Genomic DNA, 18,693 nt, shown 5'->3' on the forward strand with positions numbered 1-18,693 from the left:
ACCCACCACCAGCCAGCGGACCGCCGCACAACCCAACGACAAACCGGGCCTACTGCACGATGCAGGGCATCAAGCGAGGTGGCGTTCCCTCCACCGGGTGAGGTCCTGGCGCTGGATCGCGGCGGCCATGAGGTCGGGGAACGCGTCGGGCGTACACGCGAACGCCTGCACCCCCAACGCCGCCAGCGCCGCCGCGTTGTCGTGGTCGTAGAAGGGCGCCCCCTCGTCCGACAGCGCGAGCAGGACGATCACCTGCACGCCCGCCTGCGTCATCGCCGAGATCCTGCGCAGGAGGTCCTGCCGCACCCCGCCCTCGAACAGGTCGCTGATCAGGATGAAGATCGAATCGCGCGGCCTGGTGATCAGCTCCTGGCAGTAGGCGACGGCCCTGTTGATGTCCGTGCCACCGCCGAGCTGCGTGCCGAACAGCACCTCCACCGGGTCGTGCAGTTGGTCGGTGAGATCCACCACCGCCGTGTCGAACACCACCAGCGACGTCTTCAACGACCGCATCGACGCCAGCACCGCCCCGAACACGCCCGAGTACACCACCGAGGCGGCCATCGACCCGCTCTGGTCGACGCAGAGCACCACCTCGCGCCGCACGGCGCTCTGCCGCCTGGCGTATCCGACCAGCTTGGAAGGCACGAGCGTGCGCCGGTCGGGCAGGTAGTGCCGGAGGTTCGCCCTGATCGTGCGTTCCCAGTCGATGTCGGCGGTGCGCTTCGGCCGGTGGGTCCTGGCCGCCCTGTCCAGCGCTCCGGCGATCGCCGACCTGGTCCGTTCGGTCAGCCTACGTTGCAGCTCGCCCACGACCCTGCGAACCACCGCCCGCGCCGACTCGCGCGACTCGTCGGGCATGACGTGGTTGAGCGCGAGCAGGGTGCTGACGAGGTGCACGTCCGGTTCGACCGCTTCGAGCATCTCGGGCTCGAGCAGCAGCCTGGTGAGGTTGAGTCGCTCGATGGCGTCCCGCTGCATGACCTGTACAACGGTGGAAGGGAAGTACGACCTGATATCGCCCAGCCAGCGCGCCACTCGCGGCGCCGACGCGCCGAGCCCGCCCGCTCTGTCCTGTTCGCCCTCGTAGACGGCGGCGAGCGCCTCGTCCATCCGGGCGTCCGCGCCCTGCGGCGCGAAACCCGTGCCGTCGGCGTCACCGCCGCCCAGCACCAGCCGCCACCTGCGCAGCCTCTCATCCACGCGGCACCCCCAAGATCATCTGCACCGTGCGTACGGCTCGCGCCGCCCGGTCCTCGTCCACCTCGTGCGGGCGGCTTGGCGTACCGGAGCCCGCGGCTCGCACCCGTTGCCCGATGGCGCGCCGTTCGGGGGCCTCGAAGGCGGCGAACGTACGGCGCAGCAGCGGCAGCACCTCGGTGAACTGGTCGCCCGTCAGGCCCGACAGCCAGCCGTCGACCAGCGCGAGCAGGCGGGGGTCGTGGACGAGCATGAGCGCGCCGCCTGCGAGGAAGCCTTCGACCCATGCGGCGGACCTGGCGGGAGGGTGACCGTGTGACATCGCCCTGGACATGCGATCGCTCGCGTCGTGAAGGTCGAGCCGTCCTGCGTCGAGGAGGATGCGGGTGAGACGGCCTTCGATGAGCCCGTGCGGCTCGGCGTGGTCGCACACGGCTCCCAGGGTCGCCAGCCACCGCTCCCTCGGCGACGCCTTGGCCCGCGGAGCCCTTCCCAAGGCCGGCCTGTCAGGCCCGGCCGGCCCTCCGGAACCGACCCGAGTGGAAGGGGCCGTGGCGGTGGGCGAAGGCGGCCCGGGAAACTCACCGGGAGAGGAAACGGAGAAAACACCCGGCGCGGTCACTTCGGCGGGTGGGGAGGAGCCCGGCGATGGGGGATTCGCCGGAGGCGCACCCGACGAAGAAGATGCAGGGGTATCGAGTGCCGGCGACTCGCTGAAGGCACGCGGCGCGACGGCGGCGGGACGCTCGATCGGGATGGGCGACTCGGCGTCGACGAGCGCCTCGGCGCGGGCGGGTCGATCGACGGCGGGTCGGTCGACGGGGGTGGGTGGGGGGTCGGTGAGGAGGGCGGCGGCGGCGTGGACGGCCTCGATGTGCAGGACGAGCGCCGCCGCGCTCTCGTCGTCGAGCCCCGTCACCGCCGCGGGAAGTCCTGCGCAGATCCTGTCGAGCATCGATCCCGCGACGGCCTCGAGCCCGGTCTCCGAGGTGCCGCGGACGTCGCCGTAACGGTGGGCGCGGGCCATCGCCGGCAGGGCGGCCATGAGGCGGGTGAGGTCGGTGTCGAGCGCCGCCCTGGCCGACAGCGCCGCGAGCACGTCGGGCAGCGCGTCGGGCAGGTCCGCCAGCAGGCACAGCTCCACCAGGCCGGTCAGCTCGGCCAGTGACACCCCCGGCCCGGCCTGCACCATCCCTGGACCAGGGCCGGACGCCCCAGGAGAGGGCACGCCACCTCGCGTTCCCAGGGGAATCGGGCGCGCTCCGACCCCGGCACCAGAAGCGAGGTCGCGCGCCTGCCGGGTGGCGGCGGACTCCACGGTCGTGCCAAGCGCCGCCGACTCGATGAGCGTCAGGTCGAACTCCGGGTGCCAGGCCAGCCGCCACACCTCCCTGAACGTCCCCTTCCCGCGCGTCTCCCCCAGCCGCCCCCACTCCACGCCGAGTACCCGCAACCGGTGCAAGAGGTGACTGCGCGCCAGGTCGAGCGGCCGCCGCAGGTCGAGGTCGAGCTCCCGCTCCAACGCCTCCGCCTTGAGCTTCACCTTCCTGCGCTGTTCCACGAGGTCCCGCTGGAGCGGCACCATCGGCGTGCGTTCGCTCACCGCGCCGAGCCGGTCGCCGACCACCATGCGCCGCTGGACCAGCGAGACCGGCAACTCGTCGCCGTCGCACAGCACGGCCCGCACCGCCTCCGTCACCTCGCCCAGCCCGGCCAGAGGACGGCCGCGCAGCGCGGCGAGGCCTTCGGCCAGCCGTACCGCCTCGATGACGTGGGCGGCGGAGACGGCCAGGCCCTCCTCGCGCAGGACGGCCGCCGCGGCGGTGAGCCAACGTTCGACGGGCCGGTCGGGGGCGGTGAACAGGTGGTGGTACCAGCCGGGCGAGGTGATGCCGGCGCCGTAGCCGCTCCGCGCCGCGAGTCTGCCGTACGTCCAGGGGACCCAGGTCAGCTCGGCCTTCACCTTCGGCAGCCCGCGCAGCAGCGCGTTGTCGGCGCTCGCGGACGGCAGCGGGCCCGTCAGGGCAGGGACGTGCCAGGCGCCGCAGACGACCGCGATGCGCTGGAAGCCTTCCTTGATCGCCGCGCGCAGGCATCGGCGCATGTGCGCCTCGCGGCGGGCCTCCCTGTCGCCGGGGGTGTGCCCCTCGCGTACGGCCGACATGGCCTCGGCGATCACCTGGAAGGGCGTGTCGCCTCGGTGCTCGACGACGTCCTCCCACCAGCGTTCGGGATCGTCGTAGCCGGCGGCGGCGGCCAGGTCGCCGAGGGGGTCCGCGTGCGCGTCGGCACGGGGGTCGGGGGCGGCCAGGGTGTTGGCGGCGGGCAGGTCGATGAAGCGGACGGGGATCCCGGCCGCCACGCCGTACAGGATGGCCTGCCACTCCGGAGAGAACACCGCGAAAGGCCAGAAGACGGCGTGGGCGCGCGCGTGCGCGAGCAGCGCGACCGGCGGCTCCATCTCGGGCGCCAGCCCGAGCAGCGCGTCGGCCTCGGGCGGGCCCTCGACGAGGACGGCGTCGGGTTCGAGCCTGCGCAGCTCCTCCCGTACGGCACGCGCCGACCCGGGTCCGTGGTGGCGGACCCCGAGCACGGAAACGCTCACGGAACCTCCCTGCAGGCACGGTAGAGATCTCGCCAGTCCTCGCGCTCTCGTACGACGGTCTCGAGGTACTCGCTCCACACCACCCTGTCGGACACCGGCTCCCGCACGACCGCTCCGACGATGCCAGCCGCCACGTCGGCCGCGCGCACGACGCCGTCGCCGAAGTGGGCGGCCAGCGCGATTCCGCCGGTCAGCACGGAGATCGCCTCGGCCGTCGACAAGGTGCCGCTGGGCGACTTGAGCTTGGTGCGCCCGTCTTCGGTGACGCCGTCGCGCAGCTCGCGGAAGACGGTGACGACCCTGCGGATCTCCGCCATCCCCGCGGACCTTTCCGGCAGCTCCAGCGAGCGGCCCAGCTCGGCGACGCGGCGGGCGACGATGGCGACCTCCTCCTCCGCGCTGGCGGGCACGGGCAGCACGACGGTGTTGAAGCGCCTCCGCAGCGCGCTGGACAGCTCGTTGACGCCCCTGTCGCGGTCGTTGGCGGTGGCGATGAGGTTGAAGCCGCGCCTGGCCTGGACCTCCTCGTTGAGCTCGGGGATCGGCAGCGTCTTCTCCGACAGCACGGTGATCAGCGCGTCCTGCACGTCGGAGGGCATCCTCGTCAGCTCCTCGACCCTGGCGATCCTGCCCTCGGCCATCGCGCGCATGACCGGCGAGGGGGTCAGCGCGGCGCGCGAGGGGCCCTCGGCCAGCAGCCTGGCGTAGTTCCAGCCGTAGCGGATCGCCTCCTCGGCGGTGCCGGCCGTACCCTGCACCAGGAGGGTGGAGTCGCCGCTGATGGCGGCGGCCAGGTGCTCCGACAGCCACGTCTTGGCGGTGCCAGGCACGCCGAGCAGCAGCAGCGCCCTGTCGGTGGCCAGCGTGGCCACGGCGACCTCGACGATGCGGCGTGCGCCGATGTACTTGGGCGTGATCCGGTCGCCGTCGCCGAGGAGGTAGGTGGTGACCGCCCACGGCGACAGCCGCCAGCCGGGCGGCCTGGCCCTGTCGTCCTCCTTGGCCAGCAGCGCCAGCTCCTCGGCGTAGTGGTCCTCGGCGTGCGGTCGCAGAACGGTCGTCACCTGAGCTCCTTCATCATCTCGGCGCGGAACCCCAGCAGGCTCGAGACCTCGGTCAGCCCGTCGGCCATGAAGCGGTCGGCTGGGGCGATCCGCTCCCCCGCCATCCTGGCCAGCTCGTCGAGGTTCCATGGCTGCGTGGCGGCCACCTTTCTGATCTTGGTGAGGACGGCGTGCGCCAGCCCCCGCCCCCACGGCGTCGAGGCCCCGCCCAACACCATGATCATCTGGCCGTCGACGCCGTGCCTGTGCACGAAGTCGGCGGCCAGCTCGTCCTGATCCTCCGGCGGCAGCACGGCCAGCAGGTCGGCCAGCGGATCCCACGCGAACAGCGCCTTGGCCCACACGGGATCCCGCTGCAGCACCGTCGCCCGCACCCAGCCCGAACGCACCTCCCGATCCCATTCCGGGATCCTCATCCTGAGCAGCGCGGTGTCCCATATCCGCAGCGGCGCCCTGGAGACCACCTGCTGGAGCCACCAGGCGCGCTCGCCCGTGCCCCTGGGCGGCCTGGCCCTGATGCCGTCGCGTTCCATGCCCCTGTCGCACTCCGCGGGCGGCTCGACCATGATCCGGTCATCCCGTACGGCGAGGCAGCGGGCCGCGCGCTCGACCATCCGGCCCGCGAGCCTGGAGCCCGGCAGCCTGGTGAGCAGGTCGGCGGCCTGCTGGCGCACCTCCCTGCGCCGGTCGTCGAGCACGCTCTCCAGGAAAGGCTCGTCGGCCATCGACAACCCCTCCCCCAGCAGCGCGAGGAACTCCGCCCTGTCGTCCGGCGTCTCCTTCTCCCACGCCTCCTCCAGCAGCCGCCTGGCCGCGCCGGGATCGCTCCCGCGCAGCTCGCCCAGATACGCCAGGCGGTCGCCGTGGCCGCCCAGCTCCCAGCTCTCGCCCGTCGGCTCGGCCATGAGATAGGACCACGCGGGGTTGAGCCCGGCCAGCCACCTGCCGCGCCGCCCTGCGAGCACGCCGAGGAACGGCCTGATCGACCGGTCCCTCGCCCCCTTGTCGAGCAGCTCGGGCAGCAGCCGCGGCGGCACCCTCCGCCCGGTCGAGGCCGCCACGGCCAGCCACTCGGGCAGCAGACGCGGATGCCTGCCGCCCAGGATCGCGCCCAGGCGCGCCGCGGCCGCCGGACTCACGGCCTCCTGCTCCTCCTCGCGCGCGGGCGCGGCGGCAGGCGGCGGCTCGCCGTCCGGCACCCGGCCGGCCCTGCGGCGCACCAGCTCCACGGCCGCGTCCGCCAGCAGGTCGCCGTGGTACGGCCTGCGGTCGGTGCCGACCAGGGCGACGGACACGAGCTCCTCCCACGCTTCGCTCAAAGGATCACCGCCTGGCCCTGCTCGTCCCACGTGGTCAGGGGGACCAGGCCGCGCGGGGTCCACTCGGCGGCAACGGTGAGCGGCCCGCCTCCGGACACGGCGATCAGCCGCCACGGGGTGTCCACCCTGGGATGCAGCCTGAGCCCGCCGAGCCAGTCGGCCGAGGGGACGACGCCCGCCAGCACCAGGGGCCACGACTCGGTCCACGGGTCGCCCGCCAGTGCCGCGGCGACCTCGTCGAGCGCCTCGCCCTCGGTCGTCCCCGGCGGAACCCCGCCGCTCGCGATCCCGGCGCTGCCCGGCGATGCCCCGCCCCCACGCGCGGCACCGTGAGAGGCGGGCGCGTCATGAGAGGCGGGCGCGTCATGACAGGCGGGCACGTCGTCGTGGCGAGCGGACACGAGGGCCCGTAGCGGGGAGGCGCCCGGGTAGAAGGCCATGGACGCGTCGACGACCTCCCCCGTCACCAGGGAGTCGTCGAGCGCGTGCCCCACCGGCGCGAACGACAGCACGAGCGCCGCCCGCCCCGTCGTCCGCCCCCTCAGCCACACCCGCCGCGCCACCAGCCGGTCGCGCGTCTCCTCACGCCGCCCCACCACGTGCCACAGGTCGCGTACGGCCGGGCCCGCCAGCACCTCCTCACGGGAGACGGGGAAGCCCACCCTGATCCGCACGGTCCTCGCCAGGTCGTCGGGCAGGTCAGCGGCCCTGCGATGCCCGACGGCGAGCAGCTGGAGCATCGCGTACACCTCCAGCAGCCGTTCGGGCCAGTCGGCCGCCGACCTGGCCGCGCCCAGCCTGCCCACGACGCCCGCCACCCCCGGAGCCTGCGCGTCGACCAGCCGCCTGGACAGCTCGGCCCACTCCCGCTCGTCGGCCGCGGCGAGCCCGTGACGCACCTGGTCGGCAAGCCATCTCTCCAGCTCCGAGAGCCCGGCCGCCACCCGCGCGTGGCGCGCCGGCGCGACGCGAGAGCCCTGGGGAGCCTGGCTCCACCGTTCGATCATCTGCCGCACACTAGCGAGCCCCTCCGACAATTCCGCCACGAGTGCGATGATGATCACCATGTCAGGTGTCGAGGCGGCGGTGATCGCCGCGGGCAAGGCCATCGCCGAGCGGGCGGCACGCGAGTGGCTGGCCACCCGCGCCGCCAAGGAGCAGCGCGGCGCCAAGCTGAAGGACCTCGTCCAGGGCACGTTCAGGGACCGGATCCTGCGCAGGAAGTTCGACAACCAGGTCGAGGGCATCGCCCTCGCGGTCGAGGACCGGCTCAGGGTGCTGGTCGAGCGCGAGTTCCGCGGCCTGGAGGACAACGATCGCGGACGAGGACGTGCCGCTGTACGCGCTGGCACTCCGGTGCCGCGGCCAATCCTTCGATCCACCCTCACTCGCCGGGGTCGCGGAACTGGCCTCCCTTGAGATCGACGATGCCGGGGAGATCACGGGCAGCGTGACGGCGATCGCCAGGACCTCAGCCCGCTCGCCCGGCTGACCGGCCTGGAAAGCCTCCGTCTGTACATGGCCGACACGCTCGACCTCTCGCCGCCGGCCGGGCTGAGACGCCTCGCCATCCACCGGGCCTAGACTCACCCCATGGAGCTGATGATCTACCCGGACGGCCCCGTCACCGAGGTCGCCGACGAGGCGGAAGCGCTGGCCAGCGACCTCGAAGGCCAGCTCGTCCTCGACCGCACCCGCTTCCTGCGCCGCGACGTGAGCGGGAAGGCCGTCGCCTTTGTCGAGCGGCCCGCCGTCGCCGAGGCGCTCGACCTGCTCCCCCACCCGGAGGGCGGCTGGTTCAGGCAGACGTGGAAGAGCACGGTCACCTTCGAGCCCGAAGGCTACGACGGGCCGAGGGCCAGTGCGACCGGCATCTACTTCCTCCTCCAACCGGGCGAGGAGTCGGTGCCGCACATGGTCAGATCGGATGAGATCTGGCTGTGGCACAGGGGCGGCCCGCTGACGCTGACCATCGGGGACGAGGAGGTCACCCTGGGCCCGGCCGTGGAGGAGGGGCAGGTGCCGCAGGCCAGGGTGCCCGCGGGCGTGTGGCAGGCGGCGCGTCCCGCGGGCGACGAGGCGGTGCTGGTCAGTTGCGTCGTCTCCCCGGGATTCGAGTTCGCCGACTTCACCGCCTGAGGTAGCGATTTCCCGGAAGTCGTGCGGAATGATTGGCTTGCGGCAGGAAGAACCACAAGGAGGTTACCGGTGACCCGTCAGATCGTCTCCGTAGTCGGCGGCAAGGAAGCCGCCTCCACCACCACATACGACTCGACGAACCCCGCCAACACCGCCGAGGTCGTCGCCCGCGTGGGCCTCGCGGACGCGGCCACCTTCGCCGCCGCCTGCCGTACCGCCAAGGAGGCGCAGCGGGAGTGGGCCCGCACGCCCGCGCCGGTGCGCGGCAGGGTGATCGCCTCCATCGGCAGGCTGGTGGAGGCGAACGCCGAGGCGCTTGCCAGGCTGGTCACCGAGGAGATCGGCAAGCCGTACGCCGAGTCGCTCGGCGAGGTCCGCGAGATCGTCGACACCTGCGACTTCTTCCTCGGCGAGGGGCGCAGGCTGTACGGCCAGACCGTGCCGTCGGAGATGCCGGACAAGAACCTGTTCACCTTCCGGAATCCGATCGGCGTCGCCGCGGTGATCACGGCGGGCAACTTCCCCGTGGCGGTGCCGAGCTGGTACCTGGTGCCCGCGCTGCTGTGCGGCAACGCCGTGGTGTGGAAGCCGGCCGAGTACGCCGCCGCGTCCGCGCATGCGATGTACCAGCTGTTCGCCGCCTCCGGCCTGCCGGAGGGCGTGCTCAACGTGGTCTTCGCCGACGGGCCGCAGACCTTCGAGGGGCTGGAGACGGCCATCGTCGAGGGCACGGTGCAGAAGGTCGGCTTCACCGGCTCGTCCGAGGTCGGCAGGAAGATCGGCGAGATGTGCGGCCGCCACCTGCAGTCGCCGTGCCTGGAGCTCGGCGGCAAAAACCCGATGGTCGTCATGCCGGACGCCGACCTCGACCTGGCCGTCGAGGGGGCGCTGTTCGCCGGGTTCGGCACGGCGGGCCAGCGCTGCACCAGCCTCGGCACCGCCATCGTGCACGAGGCGGTGCACCAGGAGTTCGTCGAGCGCTTCGCCAGGGCGCTGGCCAACGCCGAGGTCGGCGACCCGAAGGGCGACGTGCTGGCAGGCCCGCTGCTGGACCAGAAGTTCGCCGACCGGTTCGAGGAGTTCCTGACCTGGGTGCAGCCGCACCACACCGTGCTCACCGCGCGGGGCAGGATCAGCGCCGACAGTCCGCGCGGCTCCTTCACCGGCGAGGGCGGCATCTACTACCACCCGACGATCGTCGACGGCGTGAAGCCGGGCGACCGGCTGTTCATGGAGGAGACGTTCGGCCCGATCGTCGGCGTCACCACCTTCAGCACGCTGGACGAGGCGATCGAACTCGCCAACCTGCCCGGTTACGGCCTGTCCTCCTCGATCTACACCACCGACCCGCGCAGCGCCTTCCGCTTCCGCGAGGGCATCTCGGCGGGCATGGTCAGCGTCAACAACTCCACCAGCGGCGCCGAGGCGCACCTGCCGTTCGGCGGCAACGGCAAGTCGGGCAACGGCAGCCGCCAGTCGGGCATGTGGGTGCTCGACCAGTTCACCCGCTGGCAGGCGATGAACTGGGATCACTCGGGAAGGCTCCAGAAGGCCCAGATGGACGTCGCCGAGATCACGCCGGACCTCGATTTCCGCATCTGAGTTGATCTGGGTCGAAGCTGCCTCAACCCGGGAGTGGAAAAACCACATCCGCCCCACCGCAGGCCAATGCCGGTGTGTGTCACGATGACGGCGCCTGCGATTACGGGGAGAAACCGATGCGTGACGATCCGATGCTTCCAGTGCCCGTGGCCCAGATGCTGGAGGAGTACCGCCGGCTTCTGGCCGACCACGGGATGACGTGGGGCGAGCCCCCCATCGCCTATGTCAGGGTCATGAGCCAGTCGCGGTTCGTGGACGTCGGTCCCTTCTGGCGGGAGGCCAGGCGCCTGGCCAGGCAGCAGTCGCCCGAGGCGGGTCCTGCCGAGCTGCAGCGCCTGGAGTGCGAGCTCGACTACGACGAGGTGCTGCGTGGCTCGCTCGGCCCCATCCCGCCCGAGGGGCTGGCGGTGCTCAGCCTCACGCCCGACGGCCACGACCTGCGCGGCCGTACCAGAGCGGTGGTAGGCGGCGCGCCGCTGCCGCTCACGCTGCTGATCGACAGCGCCTGCGACCACGCGGCGTGGGTGACGGTCGGCGAGCAGGAGTACGAGGTCGCCTCGAAGAGCGCCCGCCTGATCGAGCTCGACACGGGCGCCGACGTGCGCATCGACGGCCGCGTCATCGACCTGTCGAGCCTGACCAGGACCTCGCCCAGGGCGGCGCTGCGACTGCGCGCCGGTTTTCCCTGCAGGTGGAGCGTGTGGAGCGCCGACGGCCAGGGCTGGTACCCGCCGGGGGTGCCGTGCAAGCGCGACTACAACGGCGTGCCGTACTTCCACGGAGACGATCTGATGCTGTTCGTCCCCGCCGAGCCGCTGACGGTCAGAGTGGCCAGGGGCATGGAGTACGGCTGGGCGGAGACCACGCTCACCCCTCCCGAGCACATCGAGACCCTGGTCGAGCTGACGCCCAAGCGCATCTACGACGCGGCGGCCAGGGGCTGGTACGGCGGCGACCTGCACGTGCACCTCAACTACGTCGGCGACCTGGTGGCGCCGCCGAAGTGGGCGGCCGACTCCCAGCACGGGGAGGACCTCCACGTGCTGAGCCTGCTGGCGGCCAACGTCTCGGGCGAGCGGGTCCTGGACAAGGAGGCGCTGGAGCACTGGGCGGGCCAGGACCTGCCGTGGTCGGACGCCACCCACGTGGCCAGGATGGGGGTCGAGCATCGCAACGATCTGTTCGGCCACCTGCACGCCTTCTCGCCGACGGGTCCGCCCTCGCTCTACGCGACGGGGTTCGCCGGAGCGCCCGACTGGCCGCCGACGACGGAGGCGCTGAGAGAGCTCAGGCAGCTGGGCGCCCTCGTCGGCTACGCGCACGCCTTCCGCGGTCCGACGGAGACGCCAGAGCAGCTGATCGGCACGCCCGGTTGCACTGCCAGGATGGCGGTCGTGGACGCGGCGCTCGGCCTGGTCGACGGGTTCGAGTTGCTGCACTTCTCCAGCGCGACCGGGTCGGCGCGGGCCTACCGGCGGCTGATCGGCGCGGGCAACCGGCTGGCGGCGGTCGCGGGCACCGACTCGATGCTGACCTTCACCAGGCAGCGGATGGAGATGGTGGCCAGCCCCATCGGCTGGGAGCGCACCTACGCGCGGGTCGAGGGGCCGCTGACCGCGGCCGCCTACGCCGATGCCGTACGGCGGGGCCGCACGTTCGCCACCACAGGGCCGTTCCTGGAACTGCTCGTGGAGGGGCGGGGGCCCGGCGAGACGCTCGACCTGATGCCGAGCGAACGGGTGCGGGTGACGGCCCGGGCGATCGGGCCGGAGGTCGAGCGGCTGACGCTGCTGACGGCCGACGGGGAGCTGGCGTCCTCGACGGGGTCGGAGGTGAGCGCGGAGCTGACCGTGCAGTGGCCGACGTACGTGGTGGCGGTGGCGGACGGCGGCGCGCACCCCCGATCGTTGTTCACACACGTCTACGCGCACACGAGCCCGGTGTACCTGGACGTGGAGCATCGGCGGGTGGCCAGGGAGGACGACGTGATGTTCTGCCTGCGGTGGATCGAGCTGCTGGAGGAGCTGGTGAGGACGACGGCCAAGCTGGACCATCCGGATCAGGTGAACGACTACCTGAAGGTGATCGACGAGGCGCGACGGGTCTATCGAGCCCGCCTGATCTGAAAGGCAAGCCCCCTCACCTGCGGCTCCTCCGCTCCTGCCCCCGCTCCTCCCCCGTTGACCAGGCGCCGCGGGAGGCCGGCGTCGGCGGAGTCCCACGTCTCCCACGCCGAACAGCTTCGCCGACGAGCCGACCCTGCTCCGCGAGCGGGCCGGCCTGACCGTCCGCCAGGTGGCGGCCAAGGTCGGCGTCCAACGCGCGCACAGCACGATCGGCGATTGGTTCGCCGGGCGCGCTGGACGGCTCAGGCCAGGGCCGAGATCTCGATCCGGGTGTGGTCGGTGGGGGCCACCAGGCAGGAAAGCACGACGTGCCCCCGCTCCAGGCGTTCCCCCATGGATGAGGTGAGCCGGGCCGTGCGCTCGATCTCGTACGGGCTGCCGGCTCGAGGGGTCACGCGGAGCCGCAACAGCCAGATGTAGCGTCCGTTGAGCTTGTTGGAGGTCTCTTCGGCCCCCAGAACCGTCGCGTCGCACGGCACCGCCGCCGCGCGCTCCGCCGGTGTGAAGGTCTGCAGCGCGGCGGATTCCAGGCTCCCGAACGAGATGGAGCCCATGGTGAGCACTCCCGCGCCCAGGAGGAGGAACGTCGCGCTGACGTACGCCCCGACCCGGGTGTGCGGCTTCCGCCTCAACACCAGGAACAGCACCACGCTCACGATCAATGCGATGACGGCGAGTGTCCCGAAGACGATCGATGCCATCGTTCTTCCTCACGCTGATAGGCGGAGCCTGTGGGCCGGCCTTGTCCGTTCCGATGCCGGTAGTTGATCAGGTGTCGCTTGCAGGGCGACTGCAACCCGCATGATCGCGCTGGTGACAGCTTCGTTCAGACAGGCCAAGTCAGATCGCGCCACCACCGGCCACAACCGCCACGGAGAGGAACATCGGGGTGCTCGCCCCGACTGGCGCGTACGCCGGTTGGAAGCCGTCCGTCGCGGACGCTCGTCAGGGGCACCGGACGTTGGAACAGGCACTGGATGACGCCGAGCGGTCGCTCGACGCCGGGTACCCGGCCACCGCGCTGCTCGGGCTCAAGGACAGCTTCGTCAACGGTCCGAGCTGCTTCTTCGCGCACGCCAACCCGTTGTGGGCACGGGCGTACCGGGATCTCGGCCGTCCCACATACGCGGAGCACCTCCAACGGATGATGGCGATGTACCAGGATTCGTGCGACTGCTGACAAGCCCTCAGGTGGCGGTGATCTCCCGCCAGGGGACGTTCACCAGGTCAGGCTCCATGCGCAGCGCGAAGTACCAGAACCGGTCGTGGAGCTGGTAGAACTCCCATGGCCCCAAGAGGGCGTCGGGTGTGCAGCGCCAGGTGTCCTCGGTCTCGGCGTCACGGGGCTCCTGGTGGCGGCGTCGGTGACGGTGGTGGCGATGCGCTGTCTGATCGTGTTGCGGTGGGGGCCGATCGCGGGTCGGTCGCAAGAAGAAAGCCCACCGCTGCGAAACAGCGATGGGCTTTCTTCACGTTCCGACCCCGCCGGGATCCCGAGACGCCTGGTCAACGGGGGCGGGAGCTCCCGGGGAGGACCGGCCCCGAGCCGTAGGCGAGGGACCTTGCCGTCAGACCTGGCCGGCCTTCTCCAGGGCGGTGCAGCAGGTGTCCACCAGCAGGCGGGTGACCACGTACGGGTCGACGTTGGCGTTCGGGCGACGGTCCTCGATGTAGCCCTTCTTGTCCACCTCGACCTGCCACGGGATGCGCACCGAGGCGCCGCGGTGGGAGACGCCGTAGGAGTACTTGTTCCACGGCGCGGTCTCGTGGGCGCCGGTCAGGCGGGACTCGATGCCGGAGCCGTACTGGGTGACGTGCTCCATCGGCTTGTCGCCCTCGCCGAGCGCCTCGCAGGCGGTGATGATCGCGTCGTAGCCCTCGCGCATCGCCTTGGTGGAGAAGTTGGTGTGCGCGCCGGCGCCGTTCCAGTCGCCGCGGGCGGGCTTGGCGTCGAGGGTGGCCTCGACGCCGAACTCCTCAGCGGTGCGGTAGAGCAGCCAGCGGGCGATCCACAGGTGGTCGGAGACCTCGAGCGGCCCGGCCGGGCCTACCTGGAACTCCCACTGTCCTGGCATGACCTCGGCGTTGATGCCGGAGATGGCCAGGCCCGCGGCGAGGCAGCGGTCGAGGTGCAGCTCGACGATCTCGCGACCGAAGATCGCGTCAGCGCCGACACCGCAGTAGTAGGGGCCCTGCGGGGCGGGGAAGCCGCCCTCGGGGAAGCCGAGCGGGCGGGAGCCCTTGAAGAAGGTGTACTCCTGCTCGATGCCGAACCACGACTCCTGCTCGGCGAAACGCTCGGCGATCGGGCGGAGCAGCGCGCGCGTGTTGCTGGAGTGCGCCTCGCCGTCGATCTCCTCGACCTCGCACAGGACGAGGATGTGGGCACCGCCACGGATCGGGTCGGGGCAGGTGAAGACAGGGCGGAGCACGCGGTCGGAGGAGTGGCCCTCGGCCTGGTTCGTGCTCGAGCCGTCGAAGCCCCACACCGGCGGCGTGGCGCCGTCGGCCAGGATCTTCGTCTTCGAGCGGAGCAGAGCGGTGGGCTCGGTGCCGTCGATCCAGATGTACTCAGCCTTGATGCTCACGGCGGTCCTTTCGGGGTGTTTCACAGCCACGCCGAGATTCGCAGCGCGCCGTTTCACAGTCTTTGCCCGTATGTGAACGGCGTGTTAATCGGTGTGGGTGTGAGCAAGGTCACCCGTAGGGTCCGTCATGAGCGAAATCGGGATGAGGACGATGGCCGTGGTGCCGCCGTAGGCCGAGCGTTGCAGGGTGACCTTGATGCCGTGCCGTACGGCCAGCCGTCCGACGACGAACAGGCCGAGCCGGTCGCTGTCGGCCAGGTCGAACTCGGGAGGGTCGGCCAGGCGGCGGTTGAGCTCGTCACGTTCGGTGTCGGACATGCCGAGGCCGCGGTCCTCGATCTCGACGGCGAAGCCGCGCGCCACGAGTTCGCCGCTGACGTTGACCTGGGTGTTGGGCGGGGAGAAGACGGTCGCGTTCTCGACGAGCTCGGCCAGCAGGTGGATGACGTCGGCGGCGGCGGCGCCGGTGAGTGTGGCATCGGGCATGGGCTGGACGTTGACGCGCAGGTAGTCCTCGACTTCGGCGACCGCGCCGCGCACGACGTCGAGCATCTGGACGGGGCGGCGCCACTGGCGTCCCGCGGGCGCGCCGGACAGGATGACCAGGCCCTCGGCCTGGCGCCGCATGCGGGTGGTGAGGTGGTCCAGCCTGAACAGGTCACTGAGCTGGTCGGGTTCCGCGGTCTTGCGCTGCATGGCGTCGAGCTGGCCGAGCTGGCGATGGACGAGCGACTGGTTGCGCCTGGCCAGGTTGCGGAAGACGCGGTTGAGTCCCTGGCGCAGCTCGGCCTGCCCGATGGCGGCCCTGACGGCGGTGCGGCGCACGCTCTCGAAGGCGTTGGCCAGGTCTCGCATCTCCTGCGTGGGGGTGGTGACGGCGATGGGCGAGGAGGTGTCGGCCTCGGCGGTCTGCCCGCTGCGCAGCCGCTCGACCAGTTGGGGTAGCCGTACCTCGGCCACGTCGGTGGCGGCGCCGCGCAGCCCGTCGAGCTCCTCGACCAGGCCGCGGCCCAGCCGTACCGACCAGATGACGGCGACGAGGATGGCGGCGATGCCGAGCCCGCCGACGATGACGATCCTGGCGATGATGCCGCCCGCGGTGTCGTCCGACCTGCCGGTGAGCAGCTGGATGCGGGACTCCAGCAGCTGGTCGAGTGTCGGGCCGATGCGGGTGACGGCCTCCTGCCACGCGGCGGCGTCGCGGGGCAGCCTGGCCCCCTCGATGATCTCGCGTTCGAGCGCGCCCAGTCGCGTGTTGTCGGCGCCGTCAATCAGCCGTTCGAAGGGGGTGCGCAGCTCCGTGTCGAGCATGGCGACGCCCTCGGACAGCAGAAGCTGCCGGTTGGGCGAGAGGACCTCGATGGCCTCGTACTCCTCGTGGTCGAGCTTGCCGGACAGCACCGCGCCGGAGACCAGCGCGTCCTCGCGCGAGATCAGGTCGCGGGCGTGGGCGATCCGCTGCAGGGCGATCGCCTGCTGGTAGAGCTGGACCCGGGGAACGGTGATCAGCTGGTCGTAGAGGCGGAAGACGGTGTCGGTGATGGCGCCGTAGGCCTGGACGGTCTCCAGCCTGTCCGACTGCTTGCCGTCCACCTTCTCGCGCAGCTTGGACAGGCCTTGGGTGCGGTCGATCACCGCGTCGATGGCGACGCGCATCTCCCGCGTGGTCACGGTCGAGGCGCGCTCGCCGATCGCCGTGTGCCTGAACTGCTCGACCGCCTGATCGGTGGCGCGGCGCGCGTTGGCGAGCCGCAGGGCGTCCGGCTGTCCCGAGCTCAGGAAGATGGCCGAATCCCTGCGTTCCTGCTGGAGCGAGGTGACGAGCCCCCCTGCGGGGTCGCCGATCTCCTCGAAGACGGCCGTCGCGGTGGAGAGCTCGAAGAAGTCGCCGAGCACGTGCCCCGCCACGAACGTCCATAGGCCGATGAGCGCCACGATCGGCACGCTGAGCAGCGAGTACAGCTTGAAACGGAGACTCTGGGAGGGCATGCGTCAAGTCATTTCGGTCAGGGGTGAACCGCCTACCACGGTCGCGACGCAGCGGCCTGCGCCGTGCTCGGTGAGCATCCTGTAGGGGTTCGCGGTCGAAGGGTCGAGGTCGAACACCGCGAAGTCGGCGCGGTGTCCAGGGGTGAGGCTGCCGATCTCGTGCCCCAGTCCCATCGCGCGGGCTCCCCCGACGGTCGCCGCCTCGATCAGCCGCCGGTCGAGGTCGTCTTCGCGGTAGCCCTGCCGTACGGCGAGCTCGCGGAGAGCGGCGACGTCGGCCAGCAGGTCGAGCGAGGGCGAGGACGACAGCGAGTCCGTGCCGACGGCGATGGGGTTGCCTTCGCGCAGGAGCGCGGCCACGTCGGGCCCTGGCAGGCCGAGCACGTGGTTGGAGCGGGGGCACAGCGCGACGGCGGTGTCGCGCTCGCGCAGCAGCGCGCGGTCCTCCGCGGTGAGGTCGACGCCGTGCGCGACGTGGCAGTCGGGGCCGAGCAGGCCGGTGGAGTCGAGGTAGGCGGCTGGCGCCAGGCCCGAGCCGCCGTCGCGCAGGATGGCGAAGTCGAGGCCGAGCCTGGTGATGTACTGCTCGAGGGCCCCGGTGCCGTGGAGGGTGAACTCCCGCTCGTGCGCCGACTCGGCCAGGTGGATGTGGACCCGCAGGTTCCGCTCCCTGGCCAGCGCTCCCAGGTCGGCCAGGACTCCCGTGTCGAGGGAGTAGGGCGCGTGCGGGGAGACGGCGTCGGCCTTGGCCAGCAGGTCGAGGAAGCGCTCGCGGCCGCCGTCGCGCCAGCTCGCGTCGTTGTCGCCGATCGCCTCCAGGTAGCGCAGGCCACCGAGCGGGGTGTCGACGAGCGCCTCCGCGTCGGTGACGATGTCGGCGGCGGCGGTGGTGCCGGTACGCAGGCACTGCCACGCGCCGTCGGTCGCGCCTGCCGCCCAGTCCCACACGCCGTGCCTGAAGGCGGAGTTCCAGCTGCCCTGCTCGCCACCGAAGTAGGCGCGGTCGAAGGCGTCGGCCCACTCCTCGAAGGAGGTGTAGACGCGACGGCCGACCTCGGCCATGCACGTGTACTGCAGGTGGGTGTGCGCGTTGACCAGCCCGGCGACGATGATCCCGTCGTGGTGGACCGCTCCCCTCCCCCTGTCGACCGCCTCGATCCTGCCGTCGCGCACGGCGATCCTGCCGTCACGCACGGGCGGACCGTCGATGGGCACGACGAGCGGGGCGCTGAAGGTGGTCACGGGACCCATACGACGTCGCTTCCGAAGATCTTGTAGGTCAGGAGCGCGACGGTGAGCGCGGCGAAGGCTGCCAGGACCAGGTAGTCGGTTCTGCCGAAGGCCAGCTCGCGCATCCAGGTGCGGTGCTTGGCGCCGAATCCGCGCAGGTCCATGGCGTTGGAGGTGTCCTCGGCGTCGATGAGGGAGTTGACGGTGAGCGGGATGACGATGGGTTTGAGGGACTTCAGGCGCTTGATCGGGTTGTTGGTGCGTGGATGGTTGTATCCGCGCACCCGCTGGGCGTCGATGATCTCCTGCATGCTGGCCGCGGTCGACGGCAGGAAGCGGAAGGTCAGGTCCACACCGAACGCCAGCCGCTGTGACACCTTCAGCCGGGCGAAGGTGACGCCCAGGTCCCCCGGCGCGATGCAGAAGGCGACGGGGAAGCCCATCATCGCCAGCGACACGAACCGTATCAGCAGGGTCCCCGAGTACGACAGCGTGGCGGCGGTGACCGCGTTGCCGGTGATCGGCATCGTGAACAGCGTCGGCGCGTCCGTGGTCGTCGTGATCTGCAGGGCGTCGGTGAACACGCTGTTGACCACCACGGTGATCGTCATGAGGGTCAGGACGAACGCCCAGTTGGCCCTGACCGCCCGCCACGGGATGCCCGCGGACAGGTAGTAGGCCAGGGCCACCAGGCCGCACAGCAGGATGACCCGCAGGTCGTCGAGGCGCGCCACTGCCACGAGGTAGAGCACCGGGACCAGCAGGAGCACGCGCGGATCACGGCGGCCGAGGAAGGAGTCCCCTCCCAGGTAACGTGGCGTGACGTCCATC

General features: G+C 71.4%; 15 protein-coding genes. 5 read left to right on the top strand and 10 right to left on the bottom strand.

All coding sequences use genetic code 11. The features are described 5' to 3' along the window. Positions 1-69: 69 nt before the first annotated feature. Genes AB0B45_RS33450 through AB0B45_RS33470 form a run of 5 tightly spaced genes read right to left on the bottom strand, consistent with a single transcriptional unit; the run spans position 70 to position 7,195 of the window. On the bottom strand, positions 70-1,203 hold the full coding sequence (locus AB0B45_RS33450; protein WP_358138728.1) for a VWA domain-containing protein: 1,134 nt from the start codon (positions 1,201-1,203) through the stop codon (positions 70-72). Continuing rightward, positions 1,196-3,805 (bottom strand): DUF5682 family protein, encoded by a 2,610-nt coding sequence (locus AB0B45_RS33455; RefSeq protein WP_358138730.1) that lies wholly within the window; start codon positions 3,803-3,805, stop codon positions 1,196-1,198. Before AB0B45_RS33455 ends, AB0B45_RS33450 begins: the two co-directional genes overlap by 8 nt. Then, positions 3,802-4,869: an AAA family ATPase gene (locus AB0B45_RS33460; protein ID WP_358138732.1), complete on the bottom strand. Its 1,068-nt coding sequence runs from the start codon at positions 4,867-4,869 to the stop codon at positions 3,802-3,804. Before AB0B45_RS33460 ends, AB0B45_RS33455 begins: the two co-directional genes overlap by 4 nt. Next, positions 4,866-6,188: a DUF5691 domain-containing protein gene (locus AB0B45_RS33465; RefSeq protein ID WP_358138734.1), complete on the bottom strand. Its 1,323-nt coding sequence runs from the start codon at positions 6,186-6,188 to the stop codon at positions 4,866-4,868. The genes AB0B45_RS33460 and AB0B45_RS33465 overlap by 4 nt, the downstream gene beginning before the upstream one ends. Further along, positions 6,185-7,195, bottom strand: coding sequence for an SWIM zinc finger family protein (locus AB0B45_RS33470; RefSeq protein WP_358138735.1), 1,011 nt, complete (start codon positions 7,193-7,195; stop codon positions 6,185-6,187). The genes AB0B45_RS33465 and AB0B45_RS33470 overlap by 4 nt, the downstream gene beginning before the upstream one ends. A gap of 58 nt (positions 7,196-7,253) precedes the next feature. Between AB0B45_RS33470 and AB0B45_RS33475 the strand changes: the two genes are divergently transcribed. From AB0B45_RS33475 to AB0B45_RS33490, 4 genes are all read left to right on the top strand, one after another. Beyond that, a complete protein-coding gene (locus AB0B45_RS33475) occupies positions 7,254-7,607 on the top strand; it encodes a hypothetical protein (RefSeq protein WP_358138737.1) in 354 nt (117 codons plus the stop codon). Positions 7,608-7,781: 174 nt separating this feature from the next. Continuing rightward, a complete protein-coding gene (locus AB0B45_RS33480) occupies positions 7,782-8,327 on the top strand; it encodes a cupin domain-containing protein (RefSeq protein WP_358138739.1) in 546 nt (181 codons plus the stop codon). 69 nt (positions 8,328-8,396) lie between these two features. After that, the gene (locus AB0B45_RS33485) at positions 8,397-9,929 is read left to right on the top strand and encodes an aldehyde dehydrogenase family protein (protein WP_358138741.1); all 1,533 of its coding nucleotides are present in this window, start codon (positions 8,397-8,399) and stop codon (positions 9,927-9,929) included. A 116-nt stretch (positions 9,930-10,045) separates the two neighbouring features. After that, a complete protein-coding gene (locus tag AB0B45_RS33490; RefSeq protein WP_358138743.1) occupies positions 10,046-12,055 on the top strand; it encodes a CehA/McbA family metallohydrolase in 2,010 nt (669 codons plus the stop codon). 242 nt (positions 12,056-12,297) lie between these two features. Here the strand turns inward: AB0B45_RS33490 and AB0B45_RS33495 are convergent, their stop codons facing one another. Next, complete coding sequence (locus AB0B45_RS33495; RefSeq protein ID WP_358138929.1) at positions 12,298-12,756, bottom strand: hypothetical protein; 459 nt, start codon at positions 12,754-12,756, stop codon at positions 12,298-12,300. A 188-nt stretch (positions 12,757-12,944) separates the two neighbouring features. Here AB0B45_RS33495 and AB0B45_RS33500 point away from each other — a divergent pair, with 188 nt between their 5' ends. Next, complete coding sequence (locus tag AB0B45_RS33500) at positions 12,945-13,235, top strand: hypothetical protein (RefSeq protein ID WP_358138745.1); 291 nt, start codon at positions 12,945-12,947, stop codon at positions 13,233-13,235. A gap of 388 nt (positions 13,236-13,623) precedes the next feature. Here the strand turns inward: AB0B45_RS33500 and glnII are convergent, their stop codons facing one another. The 4 genes from glnII to AB0B45_RS33520 form a co-directional block, all read right to left on the bottom strand. Then, positions 13,624-14,643 (bottom strand): glutamine synthetase, encoded by a 1,020-nt coding sequence (gene glnII, locus AB0B45_RS33505; RefSeq protein WP_358138747.1) that lies wholly within the window; start codon positions 14,641-14,643, stop codon positions 13,624-13,626. An 84-nt stretch (positions 14,644-14,727) separates the two neighbouring features. Next, positions 14,728-16,632 (bottom strand): nitrate- and nitrite sensing domain-containing protein, encoded by a 1,905-nt coding sequence (locus tag AB0B45_RS33510; RefSeq protein ID WP_358138748.1) that lies wholly within the window; start codon positions 16,630-16,632, stop codon positions 14,728-14,730. 3 nt (positions 16,633-16,635) lie between these two features. Next, positions 16,636-17,874 carry an amidohydrolase family protein gene (locus AB0B45_RS33515; protein WP_358138750.1) on the bottom strand — a complete coding sequence of 413 codons (1,239 nt, stop codon included), beginning with the start codon at positions 17,872-17,874 and terminating at the stop codon, positions 16,636-16,638. Then, positions 17,871-18,692: an energy-coupling factor transporter transmembrane component T gene (locus tag AB0B45_RS33520; protein WP_358138752.1), complete on the bottom strand. Its 822-nt coding sequence runs from the start codon at positions 18,690-18,692 to the stop codon at positions 17,871-17,873. Before AB0B45_RS33520 ends, AB0B45_RS33515 begins: the two co-directional genes overlap by 4 nt. Between the last annotated feature and the right edge of the window lies 1 nt (position 18,693).

Source organism: Nonomuraea sp. NPDC049152 (assembly GCF_040648355.1).
Lineage (GTDB): Bacteria > Actinomycetota > Actinomycetes > Streptosporangiales > Streptosporangiaceae > Nonomuraea.

Bases quoted from the DNA above. Each gene is read 5' to 3' on its own strand.
- AB0B45_RS33520 (WP_358138752.1), bottom strand. From the start codon at position 18,692: ATGGACGTCACGCCACGTTACCTGGGAGGGGACTCCTTCCTCGGCCGC.
- AB0B45_RS33495 (WP_358138929.1), bottom strand. From the start codon at position 12,756: ATGGCATCGATCGTCTTCGGGACACTCGCCGTCATCGCATTGATCGTG.
- AB0B45_RS33490 (WP_358138743.1), top strand. From the start codon at position 10,046: ATGCGTGACGATCCGATGCTTCCAGTGCCCGTGGCCCAGATGCTGGAG.
- AB0B45_RS33480 (WP_358138739.1), top strand. From the start codon at position 7,782: ATGGAGCTGATGATCTACCCGGACGGCCCCGTCACCGAGGTCGCCGAC.
- AB0B45_RS33475 (WP_358138737.1), top strand. From the start codon at position 7,254: ATGTCAGGTGTCGAGGCGGCGGTGATCGCCGCGGGCAAGGCCATCGCC.
- AB0B45_RS33470 (WP_358138735.1), bottom strand. From the start codon at position 7,195: ATGATCGAACGGTGGAGCCAGGCTCCCCAGGGCTCTCGCGTCGCGCCG.
- AB0B45_RS33510 (WP_358138748.1), bottom strand. From the start codon at position 16,632: ATGCCCTCCCAGAGTCTCCGTTTCAAGCTGTACTCGCTGCTCAGCGTG.